We start from the raw sequence: 594 nt of genomic DNA, 5'->3' as shown, positions 1-594 counted from the left end.
CGCGCGCCACCCCGTGCCGGCTACGCGGACGCCCGCAACGCGCGCTGTCCGGCCGCGAGCGCGGCGCCCGCGAACAGCGTGAGTGCCGAATACACGAGCCCGCGCGCGAGCCCCGCGCTGTCCGACACCCAGCCGATCGCGACGGGCCCGGCGATCTGCCCGAATGCGAAGACCGTCGTGAACGCGCTGATGCCCTTCGCCCAGCCTTCCGGCGACAGGTTGTGGCGGACGAACGCGGTCGTCGCCGCGACCGCCGACAGGAACGTCGCGCCGAACAGCACGCCCGATGCGAACGCGGCCGCCGGATGCACGAAGATCGCCGGCATCAGCGTCGCGACGCCAAGCAGTGCGTTCAGCACGGCCAGCGCCTGGCCGCCGCGCATCCGGTCGAGCAGCCCCGACCACAGCCGCGCGGACACGACGGTCGCGACACCAAGCATCACGTAGAACGCGGCGACCACCGTGCCGCTCATCCCCGCGCCGCGCAACAGCGCGACGATGAACGTCATGTAGCCGATATAGCCGACGCCGAACAGGCCATAGCCGCCGAGCGCGAGCGCGAAGCGCGCCGGGCTCGCGCTCGCGACCGGCGCG

At 73.2% G+C, this 594-nt stretch carries 1 protein-coding gene; it reads right to left on the bottom strand.

Annotation, left to right across the window (positions count from 1 at the left end):
- Positions 1-20: 20 nt before the first annotated feature.
- On the bottom strand, positions 21-594 hold a 574-nt coding region (locus O1Q03_RS39925), incomplete at its 5' end, for a YbfB/YjiJ family MFS transporter (RefSeq protein WP_269511645.1).

This window comes from Burkholderia sp. IMCC1007 (genome assembly GCF_027257875.1).
Classification (GTDB): Bacteria; Pseudomonadota; Gammaproteobacteria; order Burkholderiales; family Burkholderiaceae; genus Burkholderia.
This window is presented reverse-complemented; position numbering and strand designations above follow the sequence as displayed.